The organism is Ottowia sp. SB7-C50 (assembly GCF_033110285.1).
Lineage (GTDB): Bacteria > Pseudomonadota > Gammaproteobacteria > Burkholderiales > Burkholderiaceae_C > Ottowia.
In genome coordinates, this window is sequence record NZ_CP136995.1 from 3,364,679 (window position 1) to 3,381,600 (window position 16,922).

General features: G+C 67.1%; 12 protein-coding genes. 5 read left to right on the top strand and 7 right to left on the bottom strand.

All coding sequences use genetic code 11. The annotated features are described in order from the left end of the window. Nucleotides 1-88 precede the first annotated feature (88 nt). On the bottom strand, nt 89-631 hold the full coding sequence (locus tag R0D99_RS16085; protein WP_317749184.1) for a DUF2946 family protein: 543 nt from the start codon (nt 629-631) through the stop codon (nt 89-91). A 323-nt stretch (nt 632-954) separates the two neighbouring features. On the opposite strand from R0D99_RS16085, the gene speD reads away from it, so the two are divergent. Then, complete coding sequence (gene speD, locus R0D99_RS16090) at nt 955-1,272, top strand: adenosylmethionine decarboxylase (protein WP_416366008.1); 318 nt, start codon at nt 955-957, stop codon at nt 1,270-1,272. Next, nucleotides 1,269-2,261 (top strand): polyamine aminopropyltransferase, encoded by a 993-nt coding sequence (speE, locus tag R0D99_RS16095; RefSeq protein ID WP_317749186.1) that lies wholly within the window; start codon nt 1,269-1,271, stop codon nt 2,259-2,261. The genes speD and speE overlap by 4 nt, the downstream gene beginning before the upstream one ends. Before the next feature lie 69 nt (nt 2,262-2,330). Here speE and R0D99_RS16100 read toward each other — a convergent pair whose 3' ends face one another. The 4 genes from R0D99_RS16100 to R0D99_RS16115 all read right to left on the bottom strand — a co-directional run bounded on the left by R0D99_RS16100 (nt 2,331) and on the right by R0D99_RS16115 (nt 13,395). Continuing rightward, nucleotides 2,331-6,017, bottom strand: coding sequence for a hypothetical protein (locus R0D99_RS16100; RefSeq protein WP_317749187.1), 3,687 nt, complete (start codon nt 6,015-6,017; stop codon nt 2,331-2,333). A gap of 262 nt (nt 6,018-6,279) precedes the next feature. Next, nucleotides 6,280-11,664: an IPTL-CTERM sorting domain-containing protein gene (locus R0D99_RS16105; RefSeq protein ID WP_317749188.1), complete on the bottom strand. Its 5,385-nt coding sequence runs from the start codon at nt 11,662-11,664 to the stop codon at nt 6,280-6,282. Between the two features lie 234 nt (nt 11,665-11,898). After that, nucleotides 11,899-12,891: a YheT family hydrolase gene (locus R0D99_RS16110; RefSeq protein WP_317749189.1), complete on the bottom strand. Its 993-nt coding sequence runs from the start codon at nt 12,889-12,891 to the stop codon at nt 11,899-11,901. A gap of 57 nt (nt 12,892-12,948) precedes the next feature. After that, nucleotides 12,949-13,395 carry a YybH family protein gene (locus tag R0D99_RS16115; protein WP_317749190.1) on the bottom strand — a complete coding sequence of 149 codons (447 nt, stop codon included), beginning with the start codon at nt 13,393-13,395 and terminating at the stop codon, nt 12,949-12,951. Nucleotides 13,396-13,561: 166 nt separating this feature from the next. Here R0D99_RS16115 and R0D99_RS16120 point away from each other — a divergent pair, with 166 nt between their 5' ends. Genes R0D99_RS16120 through R0D99_RS16130 form a run of 3 tightly spaced genes read left to right on the top strand, consistent with a single transcriptional unit; the run spans nt 13,562 to nt 15,702 of the window. Next, nucleotides 13,562-14,182 carry a LemA family protein gene (locus tag R0D99_RS16120; protein ID WP_317749191.1) on the top strand — a complete coding sequence of 207 codons (621 nt, stop codon included), beginning with the start codon at nt 13,562-13,564 and terminating at the stop codon, nt 14,180-14,182. Between the two features lie 41 nt (nt 14,183-14,223). After that, the gene (locus R0D99_RS16125; RefSeq protein WP_317749192.1) at nt 14,224-15,156 is read left to right on the top strand and encodes a TPM domain-containing protein; all 933 of its coding nucleotides are present in this window, start codon (nt 14,224-14,226) and stop codon (nt 15,154-15,156) included. 3 nt (nt 15,157-15,159) lie between these two features. Beyond that, nucleotides 15,160-15,702 (top strand): TPM domain-containing protein, encoded by a 543-nt coding sequence (locus tag R0D99_RS16130; protein WP_317749193.1) that lies wholly within the window; start codon nt 15,160-15,162, stop codon nt 15,700-15,702. 56 nt (nt 15,703-15,758) lie between these two features. Here the strand turns inward: R0D99_RS16130 and R0D99_RS16135 are convergent, their stop codons facing one another. Further along, nucleotides 15,759-16,343, bottom strand: coding sequence for a cyclic nucleotide-binding domain-containing protein (locus R0D99_RS16135; RefSeq protein ID WP_317749194.1), 585 nt, complete (start codon nt 16,341-16,343; stop codon nt 15,759-15,761). A 156-nt stretch (nt 16,344-16,499) separates the two neighbouring features. Beyond that, the gene (locus tag R0D99_RS16140; protein WP_317749195.1) at nt 16,500-16,919 is read right to left on the bottom strand and encodes a F0F1 ATP synthase subunit epsilon; all 420 of its coding nucleotides are present in this window, start codon (nt 16,917-16,919) and stop codon (nt 16,500-16,502) included. Between the last annotated feature and the right edge of the window lie 3 nt (nt 16,920-16,922).

Genomic DNA, 16,922 nt, shown 5'->3' on the forward strand with positions numbered 1-16,922 from the left:
TCCGTGCGATGGCTGGGCAGGCGCCAAGCCTCGACGAAGCACTTGAAAGCTGTGCGCCGCGCGCCCTCGCCCCCCGCGTCGCGATGCATCAGTGCGTGGGCTGCCGCGCCATCGGACTCAGCACAAAGCCGAATGCCGCCGGCAACTCATCCGCCTTCACATCACGCAGCGGCCAGCGACCCTGCTCCAGCGCATCGGCGACGATGCCCATGTCCTGCGTGTGCACCAGCCCCAGCCCGCGGTCGGTGAGCAGGAACACGCGGCCCGACTCGTCCACCAGCGCCTCGCGCACCTGCGCCGGTGCGCCGGTGTGGGACGTGACGGCGCCATCGTCCGCCACACGCCAGATCCACGGCGCGGCCTGCAATTCGACGAACACGCGCTGCGGGCCGTTCTGGAAGAACCACTGTCCCTCGGCGTCGCGGTCGTAATTGCGGTGGATGAATTCGATCAGCTTGTCGTGCTCCAGCAGCGAGCCCTTGGCGCCCGGCGCGCCGCTGGCAAACGCCCCCTGCGCCTGCGCCGCTTCGTCGCGCAGGTACCAGTCGCCCCGCGCGTCCAGGCCGAGCCAGCCGTAGCAATGCGGCACGTTGGGCCACTTGGCCATGGCTTGCTTGACGATGTCGTCCATGCGCCATCATAAGCACGGCGTAGGCAAGCCCTTGACTTTTTGACAATTGTCCTCAATTTGATTACAGTTAAAGGTTATTTGCGTCACGATGAACGCGTTTGGCCAGTGCGGGCCTGTACCCGCCAAACGGCGCGCTCCTCGTGGCGTTTCTATTCGGACGTCGACCGGATGTCTCTTTCGTTTGGCTCACTTTGGAGACTGCCATGCCTGTACTGCTGCGACCCCAACCCCCTGAAGTCGACGTGACGCACGCCGCGATTCGCCTGCCGCAAGTGGCGCGCAAGGCGCCCGGCCTGCATTTGATTGGCGACCTGCACGGCTGCATGTGCGACGCGCGCCTGATGACCGACGCCGCGCACCTGGAGGCCTTCTGCCGCAAGGCGGTGCTCGACTCCGGCCTGACCGACGTCGGCGCGCTGTTCCACAGCTTTGGCGAAGGCGCGGGCGTCACCGGCGTGGTGGTGCTGGCCGAATCGCATCTGTCGATCCACACCTGGCCGGAAGACGGCTACGTCACGCTCGACGTGTATGTGTGCAGCTACTCCACCGACAACCGCACGCAGGCCGAAGACCTGTTCGGGCGCGTGATGGCGGCGTTTGCCCCGGCCGACCCGCACCTGCACCGCGTCGAGCGGGCATGACGACGCCCGCAGCGGCGGCCCATCCCTCCGCGGCGCCGGCACCCGCCGGCCGGCAACTCGTCGCCGAAGCACTGACGCCCGACTTCGGCTTTTACCTGGGCGCGTCCAGCCGCCTGGCCGAGCGCCGCACGCCCATGCAGCACATCGAGATCCTGCAGACGCCGCTGTTCGGCCGCGTGATGCGCATCGACGAATGCTTCATGACGTCGGAACGCGACGAATTCTTCTACCACGAGCCCATGGTGCACCTGCCCGCCGTCAGCCACGGGCGCCCGCGCTCGGCGCTGGTGATCGGCGGCGGCGACGGCGGCACGGTCGAAGAACTGCTCAAGCACCCCGACATGGCGCGCGTGGTGCTGGTCGAGCTGGACGGCGACGTGATCGACATGGCGCGCACCTGGCTGCACAGCATCCACCGCGGCGCATTTTTCGACCGGCGGCTCGACGTGCACATTGGCGACGGCCACGCCTATGTGATGCAGTGCACCGAGCGCTTCGACCAGATCGTGCTCGACCTGACCGACCCCTTCGGCCCGGCGGTGGCGCTGTACACGGCCGAGTTCTACGCCGCCTGCCGGCGCGTGCTGGCGCCGGGCGGCGTGCTGTCGCTGCACATCCAGTCGCCCATTCACCGCGGCGACACGCTGGCGCGCATCGTCGCGTCCGTGCAAAGCGCCTTCCCCATCGTGCGCCCCTACCTGCAGTACGTGCCCCTGTACGGCACCCTGTGGGGCATGGCCATGGCGTCGGACAGTGTGGACCCGCTGCAGCTGGATGCCGCCGAAATCGACCGCCGCATCGCCGACTTGCGGCTGCCCGATCTGCAGCTGTACAACGGCGCCACCCACCACGCCATGCTGGCGCAGCCCAATTACCTGCGCGCGCTGCTGGCCACACCCGCCAGACCCATCCGCGACGGCGAAGCGCTGGACGACCCGTCGCTCGACCCCGGCCTCAACGCCGCGCCGCGCGTGGAAGTGGTGGGCTGAGGGGTCGCCCGCCGGCGGCGGCCCAGCGCCTCGGCCGGGGCGCTCAGGCCATACAGCCGGCAGGCGCCTTCATCCCCGCTGGCGGCCCCGCGCGGTGGCGGCCATCATCAACAGTGCCAACGCCATCAGTGCCCACACCTCCAGCGTCGGCACGGGGGCGGGCAAGACATTGCGCAGCGACAGGCTGTCGGTGTTGTTGGCCAGCACCTCGGGCGGCTCGTTGGTGGCGGTGATGTTGGACGCCAACGTCAGTGCGCCGGTGGGCATGCTGAACCCCACCGTGTAGACCACCGGCGCATTTGGCGCGAAGCTGGCGATGGCCGGCCAGGTCACCAGCCCGGTGGCAGGGTCGTAGACGCCTCCGTTGCTGGGTGTCACGCCCGTCATGCCAGGCGCCAGTTTCAGCGTGGGTACCACGTTCAGCCCGGCGGCCGTGCCGATGTTGTTGAACGTGACCGACGCCTGCACGCCCGTGCCCGGCGGCATGTTGTCGGCGTTGGCGATGGGGGCTATCTTCGACGTCATGTCGGGCAGCGGCGGCAGCACCTCAAAGTTGGCCTGACTGCTGCCGTCACCCGTACCACGCGCGGTGGCGCTGCTGCGCAATGCGGCCGTGTTGGGCACGCTGATCGCGCCCGTGGGCGACGCCACCGCGGTGTAGGTCAGGCGCAGCCCTGAATTGGCCGGCAAATCCAGCGTGCCGGTGATGCCGCTGCCGTTGGACGTGAACGTCGGGCAGCTGGCCGCGCCGAGCGGCGCCACCAGTTGCCCATCGGCTGCCGTCAGCGGGCGGCAGGTAAGGTTGCCGTAGCCCGCAGGGTTGGCAGCCAGCAGCGATGCATCCATGGCGTCGGTGAAGCTCAGCCCCGTGGCCGCGACGGCTTGGGCGTTCAGCAGGTCTACCGTGTAGGTCACGGTGGCGCCCGGCGCGGGCTGCTTGGGCGATACGTCCTTGTTCACCAGCAAGGCAGGGCTCGTTCCAGAACCCAGGAAAGTCGCCGCTCGCACCGTCGGGAATTGCGCCTGGGCCGTGGCATCGGGGCTGGCAAACGCAGCGTTTTCGGCATAGGTTTGCGTGCCAGGGTATTGCACCGTCACGGCAAAAGTCACGCTGGCGCCCGCGGGCAGCGTATTGCTGCCGGGCGTGCCCCAACTGAAGTCGAAATCAGGTCTCTGCTGCGACAGCAGGTTGTCGGCGCCCGTGGTCGGCACAGCAGTGGCACCGTTGTTGGTGTAGCGCATGCCTTGCAGTGGGGTGAAAGAAGGGCACACCGCACCACCCGTGGTGGGACCGCAGGCAATGGTGGCTGCCACGCCCTGGTCGATGCCGCCGTTCTGGAATATTTCGCGCAGGCGCGGTACGTCGACATTGACGGCAGACGTGTTGGTCATCACCAGCGTATAGACCACCTTACCGTTCGCCGGCATCTTCGTCACATTCGCCTTCTTGGTCAGCGACACCGCCGCCTCGCACAACGGCAGATTGACCATGTCGAAGGGCACCGTGACGCGGTTATTCGTGGTGTTCGACTCGGTGCCCAGCGGCGTCGGCGTGCCGCTCACGCTCATGATGTTGAGCGGATAGGACAGCTTGTTGCTCGGCACGCAGCTGACATAGCCGGTCAGCGGCGGCACGCGGTAGGCATAGATGAAGGTCAGCGCGCCACCGGCCGGCCACTCGGGCTGGCCACTGGTCCAGTTCTCGGGGCCAAGGCTCCAGGTCGGAAACCCATGACTGGCCGGATAACCAAACGTGGCGCCCCGCACGGTATTGGGACACGTGGCGCCGCCGCTGGCCACGCAGCGCACCCCGCTGTCGCCGGAGATGTCCCTGCTGCCCAACAACTGCGTGGGCAGCCCCGGCGGGTCGCCCGGCTTGCCGGTCATCATGACGCCCGATACGGATGCCGACGGCATCTGATAGGCAGGCACGTTACCGAAATAAAGCGGATAAAGCTGCGTGTTGGAGATGCTTCTTTGCGGGTCGGACGAATAGACCAGTTGATCGCCAATCGAATAGGACGTCAGGTTGGCGCTGCCGGGCAGCAGCGTGACCACAGACTTAAAGTAAATCCAGTCACCCGGTTTGACCGTGGCGACCCCGATCGTGGCGTCGGGGTTGCTGAACGGGCCCGACTTCTGCGCCTCCAGATCGAAATTGTCCGTGCAGTTCGCGCCCACGTTGGCCTGCAGCTGCAACTGGTAGGCGTTGTTGCCTTTCGTCTGGGTGCCCGTGTCGTAGGGCGGATCCGCCTTCGGGTCGTAGCGGGTATCGGCATAGGAGCCGGGCGGCACGATATCGGCCTGCGCTGTCAGGTACTGTGCCTTGCACACGGCCTGCGTGTCCTGGCCGGTCGTGCCGGTAAAGGTGATCTGCAGCGTGCTGTTGGGGGGCATGCTGGGCGACACGCCCGTCAGCGTCGTCTTGTCGGCGCTGAGCACCCAACTGTTGGGACAGACGGCGCCCCCGCTGGAGGTGCAGCTGGCTGGTGTGGGGTTCAGGCTCAGCCCCGTCGTGGGCCAGCCAGCATGGAACACCAGTGGTACGTTGATCGCACCGTCCGGCGAACCCGCGCCATTGGCGTAGAACGCGGTCAGCGCGAACGGCGCCTTCGGGTCGTATGTCTGCGCGCCCGAATTGACGATGCTCTGCACCAGCAGGTCACCATTCAGGCAAAGTGGCGCGGGCGCCGGAGTCGACTGGGTGGCCGAGTTGTCCGCATCGGTCCCCGTGTTTTCGGAGAGTCCGCTGACACGGGTCATCACGCCGTTGGCAAGAACATTGGCAACGGGCGCTATCGAGCCATACAAGGACACGACCCGGTTGTCGCCCTCCTTGCCCCCTTGGGTGGGATCGGTACACGCGGGCGCGCCCACCACCAACGCGACCTTCAGGGTCAGCGAACTCCCGGCAGGCATGGAAGGCACACTGGCGTAGTTGTTCGTCACCACAAAACCCGCGCAGGACGCCCCGCCTGCACCACCAGCGCAGGTGATGCTGGGGTTGGGCGAGCCGGGATTCAGTGGGTTGGCGAAATACTGATCGCCCGGAGGCGCCGTCGCCGTGCCCTGCAGGTATTGCGGACTGAAGCCGGCCCCCATGGGTTCAGCCAGCGCCGAATTGTTGCGCATCGTCACCGTGTAGGTGAAGAGACTGTCCGACGTGCCAGCGATGGGCGAAACGACCGGTTCGCTGATGCTCATGCCGTAATCGATGCGCGGGTTATTCACGACATAGGCAGCATTCGATACGTTCGTGGCGGGCGCGAGTTCGCTGTCGGACGGGCCGACCGAGATCGTCGCCGTGGAATTGACCTTCTCGACCAGCGGCAAGACGCACGCGCAGTTCAGGTCGGTCTGGATCGGCGCCGGAATACTGAACACCAGTTGCCCGCCCATAGGCACGCTGGGCGCGGTGGCGGTCAGGATGGCCTTGGTGGAATCCAGCGCATAGCTCGCCGGGCACACTGCGCCCCCGCTGGGCGTGCAGGTGACCTGGGTGTTCCAGGCCACGGCGGTGCCGGCCGATTTGGGGTTGTTGAAGGTCAGCACCGCGTTGGTCGCGGCTTCAGGCCCACGGTTGCCGATGGTTACGGTATGCACCGCGGCGGGGTCGGTGTAGCTGTAGGACGCCGTGGCCACCGTGTCGTTGACCGTGAGATCCACCGACGCCGCCTGTGCCAGCAGGGGAAAGCCCGAGGCGACGCCCGCCAGGACGCACCCCTTGAGCCACATTTTCAAGAACGTCTTGCGCATTTCCTCATCCCCCTGACCATGCCTTACGGTCGGTCACCAATCGTAAAGGGAGTAGATCAAAAGGATTCAAAAATACGCGCCAGGCGGACTCACGCCGATCGAAGTTTCGAGAATTATTTGTGTTCGGTGACCTGGCTTGTTGCGTCAGAAATACATCGAAAGTACGCAATAACTCCCAGGGGTTTGCGCAGCGGGATAGGCAGTTCAGCTTGGTGTCGGACCTATCAAGCCGAGCGCCTTGCCTGCATCGGCCGGGCCGGGCTCATCGCTGCGCCACGCGCCGCGCCTGACGCCAGCCCATCAGCCCCAGCATCAGCGCCATGGCCATCAGCATCCACTCCGACATTGTCGGCACGGGCGTCAGGCCACCACCGGTGGCGGCCAGTGGCGTGCTCACGCACAGCGGGTCACCGGCGGTGCAGCTGGCAGCCGGCGTGCAGCTGCTGCCCGTGCAGCTGGGCGGCGTGGGCGGTGCATCGCAGCTTGCGCCGGCGCAGGCAGCCGGCACCGTGATGGCGTTGACCATCTGGGTGAAGCCGCTGGGCAAGGTCTTGGCCAGGGTGAAGGTGATGCGCACGCTGGCACTGCCGCCGGCCGGCACGCTGGCGATGGTCACCGGGCACAGGGTGCCGGCGGCCGCACCGGCGGTGCAGGTGGTGGTGCCGCCTTCGATGCTGGTGAAGGTGGCGTTGGCAGGCACCACTTCGTTCAGCACGTAGTTGGCCACGGCCGTGCCGCCGCTGTTGGTGGCCGTCAGCACGTAGGTCACCGCCTGGCCTGCCACCAAGGGGGTCTTGGTGCCGGCATCCAGCGTCTTGACGGTGCTCACGGCGCCCGAGACCGGGATCGGCAGCGTGACGGTGGCGCAGTGGTTGGGTGCGGGGGTCGCATCCAGCGTGGTGCAGGCGGTGCCCGCTGCCGGGGTGGTGCCGCCGTTGAACGGGTCACCGCCGCCGCCCACGGCCGAGGGCGTGGTCACGCTGGGCACGGCCGCCGCCAGCACGTTCACCGGGAAGGTGAATACGGCGTTGGCGCCGTTGGCCAGGTCGGGTGTGGCCGTGCAGGCGATGTCCTGCCCGTTGGCGGTGCAGCTCCAGCCGTTCAGCGTGGTGGTGCCGCTCCAGCCGGGGGTCAGGCCCGCCGGCAGGGTGGCGTTGACGGTCACCAGGCCGGTGGTGGTGGCCGGTCCGACGTTGGTCACCGTGATGGTGTAGGCGGCGCCGCTCATGCCGATGCTCCACGGGCCGTTGGCGGTTTCGGTGATCTGCAGCTGCGGCGCGCTCACGGGGGTGACCACGGTGCTGGTGCAGTTGGCAGCGGTCGGGCAGACCGGATCGCCCCCACCCTGGACGGTGGCGGTGTTGCTGACGCTGGGCGCCGAGGCGGCGGTGGGCGTGACGGGGATCACGAAGCTGATCTTGGCGCCCTTGGCCAGCACGGCCGAGGACGTGCAGGTGACCTGGTGGCCCGCGGCGGTGCAGCCGGCCGGCAGGGTGCCGAGGGTCAGCGAGCCCGGGATGACGTCGATGACGGTGATGGTACCGAAGCTGTCGGCGCTGCCGGTGTTGGTGACTTCCAGCGTGTAGCTGGCCGGCACGCCCACCGCCCAGGCGGTGCTGGCGGTCTTCTTGATCGTCATCTGCGGGGCGCTGACCGGGGCGGTGACGCTGCCGGTGCAGCGCGCAGCGACCGGGGCCGTGGTACAGCCGGGGTCACCGCCGCCGCTGACGCTGGCGGTGTTGGTGACGGACTGGCCCAGCAGGCTGGCGGTGGCGGTGACCGGGATCACGAAGCTGGTGGCGCCGCTGGTGGCTGCGAGGCCACTGGCGATGGTGCAGCTCACGGTCTGGCCGCTGGCCGTGCAGCCGGCCGGCAGGGTGCCGAGGGTCAGGCCGGCCGGGATGGCGTCGCTGACGGTGGCCACCGCCGTGGTGGCGGCCGTGCCCTGGTTGGTCACCGTGATGGTGTAGCTGCCGGCCTGGCCGACCACCAGCGTGCTGGGGCTGACGGTCTTGGTCAGGCTCAGCTGCGGCGCGGTGACGGTGCCGGTGGCGGTGTCCTTGCAGTTGGCACCGGCCGGGCAGGTCGGGTCACCGGCGCCGCTGGCGGTGGCGGTGTTGCTGACGGCCGTGTTGACCACGGTGGCATCCGGGGTGACCGGGATGGTGTAGCTGACCGCGCTGCCGTTGGCCAGGCCCGCCGGGATGGCGCAGGTCAGCGTCTGGCCGGCGGCCGTGCAGCCGGCCGGCAGGGTGCCGATGGCGAGGCCCGTCGGAATGGTGTCGGTGAGGGTGCCCGCCAGCGTGGGCGCCTGGCCGTTGTTGGTGACGGTGATAAGGTAGTTGGTGGACTGGCCGACGACCAGGTTGCCCTGCAGCGTCTTCTTGACGGTGAGGCCGGGGGCGTTGACGGCCGTGGTGACGGAGCCCTGGCATCGAACCAGCGTCGTGCCGCTGGCCGGGCAGGTGCTGTCACCGCCGCCGCTGACGCGGGCGGTGTTGACGCTGGGCGAGGCAGCGTTGATGCCGATGCTCACGGGCACGGTGATGACCGGGGCGATGGCGCCGGGGATCAGCGCGGTGCTGTTGGTACAGCTGACCACGGTGGCGGTGCTGGCGCTGCAGTTCCAGCCTGTTGCGGTGATGGGAAGCGTGGCGGTGATGCCGGCCGGCAGCGGGTCGTTGACGGCTATGTCCGCGGTGGTGGCGCCGGTGCCGACGTTGGAGACGGTGATGGCGTAGCTGCCCGTGGCACCCACCGCAAAGGTGCCCGGGTTGGCGCTCTTGCTGATGTTCAGCTGAGGCGTGCCTAGGCTGGTGTTGGTGACGTCGGCGGTGCGGCTGCAGTTGGGCGCGGTGTTGCAGCTCACGCCCGCAGGCAGGTCCACCGTGGCCGAATTGGTGATCGCGCCGGTCGCGCTGAGTGACACCGTGCCGCTGACGCTGATGACGATGGAGCCGCCGACCGGCAGGTTGACGTTGCCCAGACGGATGCTGTTGCCGCTGCCGCTGGCACCCGTCCCCGCGGTGGTGCTGTCGCAGTCAGCACCTGTGCTGGGCGCAGTACACGTCCAGCTGGTGACGGAGACGGCGGCGGGCACCAAGTCGGTCACCACAGCGCCCACGGCATCGGCTGGCCCGTCGTTGGCGACCTTGATGTCGTACTTCAGCGCCTGACCCGGCGTGTACGTGTTGCCCGGGTTCGCGGTCTTGGTGATCGCAAGGTTGACCCGCGTGTCGATCAACGGGTTGGTGATGGTGACGGCGCCGTTCGCCGTCGGCCCCAGTCCGTTGACGTTGGCCGGGCTCACGGTCGGCGTGCCCCATTTGTAATTCGTCGCAGGCGCTGGCAGCGCTCCTTCGCTGACGGCGCAGTTCACCGTCTGCTGCGCTGTCTGCGCAGGAACATTCACGGTCTGCGGCACATCAGGCACCAGGTTCACCGTCTGGCTGACCGTCGTCGCGGCACCGGCAGTCGGCGTCACCGTGCAGGCCACCGTGGCCGGGAACGTGGTGCCGCCGACATACCCCGCTGTCGCGCCGGAGAGCTTCTTGGTGAGCGTGATCGACGCCGGATTGCCGATGCCGTAGGTCTGGCTCGAACTGTCATTGGCAGGATTCACGTCATGCAGCGTGCCGCGCGTGGTGCCGGTGGTCCCGTTGACGGTGGCCGTGTTGGTGAAGCTGCCGGCCTGCACGACGGCACCCGTGATCTGGCAGCGCACCGTCGCACCGTCGTCCAGGCTCGGGATCGTGGCCGTAAACGTGTGGTTGGCACCCGTGATGTTGCCCGCCAGCGTGACCACGGGCGCCGTCGCGGTGCCAGATACCACCGAGCACGTGGCCGCGGACGGAATGAACTGGCTGCCCAGCACGTCGGTCAGCGGCACATTGATCGCCGTGCGCCGGTTGCCGACGGCGGCAAAGGAGTTGTTGGTCACGTCCAGCGTGAACGTGATGGGCTGGCCGGCAGCGACGTTGGTGGGCGTGATGGTCTTGTTGATCGCGACATCCACGCACAGCGGTTTATCGGGGTCGAGTGGAACATCTTGCGGGTTGGACGCCAATTGGGAATCCAGCCAGTAATTGAATGGTTGCGGCGGCGATCCAGTCGAATACGCGCTGAAGCCATTCGTCAGCTGGCTGGGCGTCTTCACGCAGGTGAGTGAGTCGAGGCCGGTAAAGCCGATCTCGATGTCGAAGGCCACCGAATCTCCGGGCGCGTTCAGGGTTACGCTGTACGCACTGGTTCCGTCTGTTGCCCTGAACGGATACGCCGTGGTGATGTTCGCCGGCGTTGTGCCGTTGATCGTCCTGTACTGAGCATCCACCAACGGATACGGCAAGCTCGCCCATTGGGTGGGGCACGACGCACCAGCGCTGGGGGTGCAATTCGTGACCTTGCCAGTGTGCTTCACCGCGCCACCCAACGCAGTCCAGCTGTTGTACAGCATCTGGTCCCACAGCGCCAGCGTCACCGGCAGTGCATTGGCCTGAGTGGCATTGGTGGCGGTGGCGGCGATGCGGGTAACGGTAAACCGGTAGGTCTTGATCTCACCCTCGGTGTCGATCGAACTGGTGTTACCGATCAGCGCCTTGGATGTCCGAACGGATACGGGCGCGAAATTGCAGGCGCCTGGAGATTTCAACGGCGTCGTAACCGAATACGGCGTTTCGATAATCGCGTTGGAATCGGTGAACGGTGAGGTGCCAAGCGCACCGGCTCCATAGACCAGTGCATCCCTCAGGTAATCGGTGAGGTTGATGTCGGAACTGCCGCAAGTGTCATCTGCCTTGGTTGTCATGACGGTGTAGCGGTAGGTCACACTCGATCTCGCCGGCAAGCCACGGATCATGCCGGGGTTGAATGCATAGTAATTCTGTGCCGAGGCCGGCGCCGTGTTCCAGATCAGGTTGCCCGAAGCCGTTCCCTCGGTCGGACATGCCGCGCCGAGCGTCGCGGTACAGGAGTAGGCCGACACGGTGCTCTGCGCGCCGCCAATGCGGATGGTGTTAGGACCGGTCTGCTGAATATCCCCAAAGGTGATGGCCACCTGCGGCGGAATATTGACATCACTCTTGTTCAGCAAAACCACTTCATACGAAATCGCGTCACCAAAGGCGAACTTTCCTGCCGCGGGCAATGGCGTAGTGCGCACCTTGGTCAGGCTCAGGTCAGCCGGAATTGACGTGAGGTTGGTGGTGACGCTGGCGGTGTTGGAGTCGGTCGCCACGTCGGTGTCGCCTTCGCCGGCCGCCACGGTCACGCTGTTGACATAAGAGCCGACGCGCACCGCCGACACCTTGAAGGTAATGGTGCATTCGCCGCCGGTAGGCAGCGACGGAATGGTGGCAGTGAGCTTGTTGTTGCTGGCGGTCCCCGTGCTGTTGGTGCCCGAGGTATCGGGCAGCGCAAAGCTGGTGGGGCACTCGGTGCCGGACCCTGAGGCGGCGACCACCGGTGTGGTAATGCCATAGAGATACGGCGGCAGCGTATCCGTCAACGTGGCATTGGTAGCCGTGCCCGCACCGATGTTCTTGACGGTGATCTTGTAATCGAAGGGCGTGAGTGTCTGCGCCGTGGAAGGCGCGGTCTTGGTCACCGTCAGATCGACCGAAGCAGCACCGGCCAATGAGAACCAGCCCAACCCAATAGCGCCAAGAAGCCAACTAAACCACTTCTTTTGACTGAAATGTGTGGCCATCAAGGCAATTCCCTGTAACTTTGTAATGAATTTGGTTTCGATTGGATTCTACTGCCAACTTTTCCTGCCCTAAACCTAGGTTTTGCACTAATAAGTCGTGACTTATTTCATGCCGTTGGCGCGCCCGTGGTGCGCCCGATCCGCATCCAGGCGTCCGCCGTATGCCCCACGCCGCCCTCAGGCGTCGCCATGCGGTGCCAGTAGCCACCCGCCGACAGCCTGCGGCAGCCACAGGACATGCCCGGGCGCCGCCCCCTGGGCAAAGCCGACGTGCCCGCCTTCGCCGGGCTGCCACAGGGTCACGTGCCGGCCCACCTCGTCGGCGCGCGGCAGCGACGCGGCGGGCACGAAGGGGTCGTTGCGGGCGTTCAGGGCCAGCGCGGGCACGCGGATCGCGGGAAGGTGGGGCTTGGCAGAGGCGCGGCGCCAGTAGTCCTCCACCCCGGCGAAGCCGTGCAGGGGCGCGGTGAACAGGTCGTCAAAGGCGTACAGGTCGCGCGCCTCGGTCAGGCGCCGCAGGTCGAACAAGCCCGGGTGCTGCGCCAGCTTGGCACGCGCCTTGGCCTTCATGGTGCGCAAAAACATGCGGTTGTAGACCTGCCGGTTGAAGCCGCGCCCGATGGCGTGGCCGCCGGCCGCCAGATCGAGCGGCGAGCACACGGCGGCGACGGCGGCAACCACCTGGCGCGCCGATTCGCCCGACTCGCCAGCCCAGCGCAGCAGCGCATTGCCGCCCAGCGAGACGCCCACGGCCAGCAGCCGCCCGCCCCCGCGCGCGGCCTGTGCCTGCGCAAGGCGGTGCAGCATCCAGTCGACTTCGACATGGTCGCCCGAGTGGTAGGCGCGCGGTGCGCGGTTGATTTCGCCCGAGCAGCCGCGAAAGTGCGGCACCGCCATGGCCAGCCCGTGCTGGCGCGCCCAGCCGGCAAAGGACTCGGCGTAGTGGCTGCGCGCGGACCCCTCCAGCCCGTGGAACAACACGAGCAGCGGCGCCCCGGCGGCCGGGGACGTGGCGAGCCAGTCCACGTCGATGAAATCGCCGTCGGGCGTGTCCCAGCGTTCGCGCCGCCAGCGCGGGCGCGGGCCGACAAAGCGGCGCGCATAAAGCGCGGGCCAGATGGTCTGCAGGTGGCCGCCGGGCAGCCAGGCGGGGGCGCGGTACGGCGTCACTTCAAAATAGATAGCATTCGCCGCTGATGGCGTCAGCGCTGAAGGCTCATTTGATGCTTAATGCAGCTGCTGGCCGCGGTGCGAAATTTCTTCCACCTCGCTGCGCCCCGGACTGGCGTGGTGCGCCACCAGGCGCCAGCCCATGGCGGTCTTCAGGTAGACGTTGGTGGCCACGACCCAGGCGCGGCGCGTGCCTTCGGCGGTGTGCTGGTCCACGCGCTCCAGCACGTTGTGGACGGCGGCGCCGAGCGAATCGACGCGGCGCAGGCGCTCGGGCGTGGCCTGGATGCTGCCCTGCGCAAACATCTGCTCGAACGCCTGGCGGATGGCGGCGGCGCCCACCAGGCGCGGGCCGCCGGGGTGCACGCAGACAATGTCGTCCTCGTCGGCCCAGCAGGCCATGAGCTGGTCGATGTCGCCATTGCGCAGCGCCTCGTAGAAGGCGACCTCCACATCGTCTGCGGAACCGCCCAGCTGGGCGGCGGCGTAACGTGACTTGGGCATGGCACTGAACCTCGGTGGGGTGATGCGCGCGATACGCGGATTGTGCCTTGGCCGCCGCAGGCCGCCCGTCGCAGGCCGCGCTCTTGACCTACAAAAAGCCGCACCCATTTGTGCTACGTTTCGCACCTGCGCAAATCCTGCGCTTCAGGAGAGAAGGAACATTCGAATGAAAAGCTGGTTCATCAAGATGGCTGCCGTGCTGACGGCGGCCCTGTCGCTCAGCGGCTGCGGCTACAACGACTTCCAGCGGCTGGACGAAACCACCAAGTCCGCGTGGAGCGAAGTGGTCAACCAGTACCAGCGCCGTGCCGACCTGATCGACAACCTGGTCAACACCGTCAAGGGCGAAGCCAAGTTTGAGCAGGACACGCTCAACCAGGTGATCAACGCGCGCGCCAAGGCCACCAGCATGCAGGTGACGCCCGAGACGCTGAACAACCCCGAGGCGTTCAAGCAGTTCCAGGCCGCGCAGGGCGAGCTGTCCAGCGCATTGAGCCGACTGATGGTGACGGTGGAGCGCTACCCCGACCTGAAGGCCAACAAGGCCTTTGCCGACCTGCGCGTGGCGCTGGAAGGTACCGAGAACCGCATTGCCGTGGCGCGCAACCGCTATATCCAGGCCGTGCAGGAATACAACGTGCTGGCACGCAGCTTCCCGACGAACCTGACGGGCATGATCTTCGGCTACAAGCCGAAGGAGAACTTCACCGTGGCCAACGAGGCGGCGATTTCCAACGCGCCCAAGGTGGACTTCGGCACCAGCCCGACGCCGGCGCCCGCGCGCTGAGGCGCGGCACCGTTTCGCGCAGCCCGTTTTCATAGGCCAAAGTGCGTCCAGCCGCTCTGTTCAAGGCGCTGACAGCTATCTTTTTGATAGTTTTCGCAGCGCTGACGGCGCATGCGCAATCGCTGCTGCAGCCGGTGCCGCCGCTGACGGGCCATGTCATCGACACGTCCGGCACGCTGCAGCCCGCGCAGGTCGCGGCGCTGGACGCCAAGCTGGCCACGCTGGAGCAGGAAAAGGGATCGCAGGTGGTGGTGCTGATGGTGCCCACCACCGCGCCCGAGGACATTGCCGCCTTTGCCAACCGGGTGGGCAACACCTGGAAGATCGGCCGCAAGGACGTGGGCGACGGCCTGATCGTGCTGGTCGCGGTGCAGGACCGTCGCATGCGCATCGAGGTCGCCAAGACGCTGGAAGGGGCGGTACCAGACATCGCGGCCAAGCAGGTCATCGACGAAGCCATGGCGCCGCACTTCCGCAATGGCGACTACGCCGGTGGCCTGAACGCGGCGGTGGACCAGTTGGCGGCGCGCATCAAGGGCGAGCCGCTGCCACCGGTAAAGGCGCCGTCCGCGCGGGGTAGCCAGGGTGATGCAGGCGGGTTCGACCTGTTCCAGGGGCTGATCTTCCTGTTCATTGCCGTGCCAGTCATCAGCGCCGTCGCGCGCGGCATCTTTGGCCGCAAGCTGGGCGCGCTGCTGACGGGCGCTGGCGTGGGCGGGTTGACCTATCTGGTGACGGTGAGCATCGCGCTGGCGCTGGGCGCGGGCGTGGTGGCGCTGCTGTTCGCGCTGTTCGCGGGCGTCATGTCGTCGCTGCCGGTATCGCGCGGGCGCGGCGGCGGGCCGGTCTTTCTGCCGCCGGGCGGCTGGGGCGGCGGCGGTGGGTTTGGCGGCGGCGGCTTCGGGGGTGGCGGCGGCTGGAGCTCGGGCGGCGGCGGCGATTTTGGCGGCGGCGGCGCGAGCGGGAGCTGGTAGACCATGCTCAAGACCCTTGCAAGATCGCTGCGCCACCGCTGGCTGGACGAGTCCGACGCGCGCCGCGTGATCGACCCGGCGCTGGAAGAACGCCTGCGCAGCTTTGTCGCCGCCAGCGAGCGCCGCCACACCGGCGAAATCCGCATCTGCGTCGAAGGCGGATTGCCGACCAGCTATTTGTGGCGGCACTGGCGGCACAACATCCCGATCGCCACCATCGTACGCCAGCGGGCGGCCATGATGTTCGCCAAGCTGCATGTGTGGGACACGCCGCACCACAACGGCGTGCTGATCTACCTGCTGCTGGCCGAACACGCCATCGAACTGGTGGCCGACCGCGGCATCGCCGAACGGGTGGCGCCCGCGGAATGGCAGGCGATGGTGGACCGTCTGGGCGTGGCCTTGCAGGAAGGCCACGTCGAACAGGGGCTGACGCGCGCGCTGGAGGAAGTGTCCGCGGTGCTGGTGGCAGCCTTTCCTGAGCCGGCGGACGCCGGCACGGCGGCTGTGGTCAACCGCCTGCCTGACGGGCCGGTGCTGCGCTGACTATCGGGCGCGCTTGGCGCGTCCGCGCTCGCCCTTGCTTGCGCTGTGCACCGGCGCTATTCAACCGTTTGAGTGGGCGCGATCCTGTCCAGCAGGCGCCTGTTGACCGAATGCACGGCGTCCAGTTCCTGCTCCAGGGCCTTGCTGAGCTGAGAGAGGCTGGTCAGCTTGCGATTGGCCTCGCGCAGGTGGTCGGCGATGCGCTTGTTCATCGCCAGCAGAAGTCGCGCCGCCACTGCCGGGCGGTCTTTCATCAGCCGCATCAGGGCATCGCGCTGCAGAATGGCCAGCGTCAGCGCCGTCGAGGCGATGCACGTCGCCGAGCGCGGTGAATCGTCGATGAGGCCCAGTTCGCCGATGAGACTGCCCGGGCCCAGGACAGACACAACCATGGCCTCGTGCGTGGGGGCCAATGAATGCTCGACCGCCACCTCGCCGTCCAGCACCAGCGCCATGAAGTCGTTGTGCTGGCTGTCGCCTTCGCGGATGATGACGTCGCCCATGGCGACCTTGCGCAGCGACATGTAGGCTGCGATTTCACGCGCGTCTGCTGCGCTCAGTTCCACGAGCGCGCCGGCAGTCACCAACAGGTCGGCCGCCTCGACCGGGATGGCCTCGCTGCGCGCGCTTCTGAAGAACATGCAGCGATTCTAGGGGCTTCGCGGGTCGGCCATCGATCCAACAGGCTGTTGTTGGGGCCGCCTATTGGCAGAAGTCCTCGTTCCGCCAAAAAATAAAGCGCCCACAAGGGGCGCTTCACAACACGCAGACAAGAGGCGGCCAAAGCCGCGCTCCCGTCAACGCTTCTGGCGGTATTTGCGCAATGCAGCGATCTGCGCCGCCATGACGGCCAGTTCAGACGTGGCGCGGGCCATGTCGATCTCGCTCTTGGCGTTCTTGAGCGCTTCCTCGGCTTCGCGCTTGGCGGTGTTGGCCTTCTCTTCGTCCAGGTCCTTGCCGCGGATGGCGGTGTCGGACAGCACGGTGACGCGGTCAGGTTGCACTTCGAGAATGCCGCCGGCCACGAAGATGAATTCCTCGCCGCCTGCCGGCGTGGTCACGCGCACCGAGCCGGGCTTGATGCGCGTGATCAGCGGCGTGTGGCGCGGGTAGATGCCCAGCTCGCCAGCCTCGCCGGGCAGTGCCACGAACGTGGCTTCACCCGAGAAGATGGACTCCTCGGCGCTGACCACGTCGACGTGAATGGTGTTTGCCATGTG